Origin of the sequence: Photobacterium sp. GB-50, from assembly GCF_003026755.1 — a bacterium.
In the GTDB taxonomy this organism is placed as follows: Bacteria; Pseudomonadota; Gammaproteobacteria; order Enterobacterales; family Vibrionaceae; genus Photobacterium.
On record NZ_PYNX01000045.1, the window covers coordinates 1 to 1744 of the forward strand.

Below are 1744 nucleotides of genomic sequence, written 5' to 3' on the forward strand. Positions count from 1 at the left end.
ATGTGATCACCAAGCGATTCTGTCGTACCCTAACTACCAAGCGACTTTGTCGCTTGCTTAATTACCGAGGGAAATTGACGGTCTCCATTTTTACGTAATTCTTTGACTATCAATATGGGCTAGTCAGAGGTGTGTAGGATGATCGTTATGGATGCTCAATCTCAGCTTACCGTAGATATCATATCTAAGGTGGCGCTTGGTAAAATCTCAATCACTAATGCTTCTAAGCTCCTCAATAAATCTCGCCGTACTATAGAGCGCTATCTCAAGCGATATCGCGCTGATGGTGTTCGATTTGTCGTTCATGGTAATACGGGTAGAGCACCCGCGAATAAAATACCCGATGCAGTAAAGCAGCGAGTTCAGGCTCTTATAAAAACCAAGTATTACGACTTAAATATGACCCACTTAGCCGACATGTTAGAGATTTTGGAAGGCATTAAAGTTAAGCGGGAGACTCTTCGTTCTTGGGCACATGAAATTCATCATGTAAAACGGGCTAAACATCGACGTTCTAAGGTGAGAAGACGACGTGAGCGTATGGAAGCAGAAGGATTAATGCTTCAGATGGACGGTAGTCCACACCTTTGGTTCGGTGATAAAAAGTCCTGTCTTATTGCCATGATTGATGATGCAACCAGTGAGGTTCATGCGGAATTCTTTCCCTCAGAAACAACTGAAGGATGTCTCAAGGTAATGAAAGCTTACATCGAGAAAAAAGGGCTTTTTAAAACCCTTTACGTCGATAGAGCTGGCATCTTTGGCGGTCCAAAACGTTGCCACTTTTCTCAAATGCAGCGGGCCTGTGAAGAACTAGGAATTGAAATTATTTTTGCTAATTCACCTCAAGGTAAAGGACGTATAGAACGTGCCTTTGATACGTTCCAAGATCGTCTTGTTCCTGAGTTAAGACTGGCTGAAGTTACTGATATGAACAGCGCTAATAATTACCTACAAAACACTTTTATCCCTGAGTATTGGGCAACGACACTTACCGTCAACGCCAAACAGGTTCGCTCGGAGCATCGACCCGTTCCCAAACATATCAACCTCGATAAGGTATGTATTCAAAAAGAATATCGAAAAATACGTAGAGATCATACCTTCAGTTACGCCAACAAAATGTACCAAATTACTTCTCCATTACGACATTCTATTGTGAGCCAACAAGTTGAATTGCATAAACAACTTGATGGCGGATTTTCGGCTTATTTCGCAAACCGAGAATTAACAATTAAAGAACTTATTGAGCCAAGCTCGAGAAAGGAATACGGAGAAGAAGTTCAGAAAAAGCTCAATGCTATTGAACTCGCTAATGAGTTAGGAAATGTTAGAGAGGCGGCTCGACAGAGCGGCTGCTCTGTCAAAAGCATACACAACAACCGTCAGCTACTTGAAGCTCATGGTCCGTTAGCTTTAAAGCGTATGTATGGTCAATCACACAATAGTAATCGTATTGATGAAAAGACTAGAGATATAGTCATCTTGCTAACGCTCAAATTACCTCACTTAACATCAATCATGATCAGCGGTGAAATGAGAAAGCGTTTTGATATATCGATCAGCCACTCAACCGTGAGGAACATCTGGCTTGCGGAAAAGCTGAATACAAGAGAGTTACGGGAGGCACGTGCCAAGGCTTCAATTATCGAATAAGAGTAACTCTGCCATAGTGAACTATTATAAATAAGACAACGACAGAATCCTTCGGTATTTAAACCGTCAACCTCCCTCGGTAATCACA

General features: G+C 41.9%; 1 protein-coding gene. It reads left to right on the forward strand.

Features of this window, described 5'->3' with window-relative positions:
- Positions 1–138: 138 nt before the first annotated feature.
- Positions 139–1656 carry an ISNCY family transposase gene (locus tag C9J41_RS21550; RefSeq protein ID WP_107295015.1) on the forward strand — a complete coding sequence of 506 codons (1518 nt, stop codon included), beginning with the start codon at positions 139–141 and terminating at the stop codon, positions 1654–1656.
- Positions 1657–1744 lie beyond the last annotated feature (88 nt).

Excerpts from the sequence above, each read along its gene's own strand:
- C9J41_RS21550 (WP_107295015.1), top strand. The coding sequence starts at position 139 with ATGATCGTTATGGATGCTCAATCTCAGCTTACCGTAGATATCATATCT.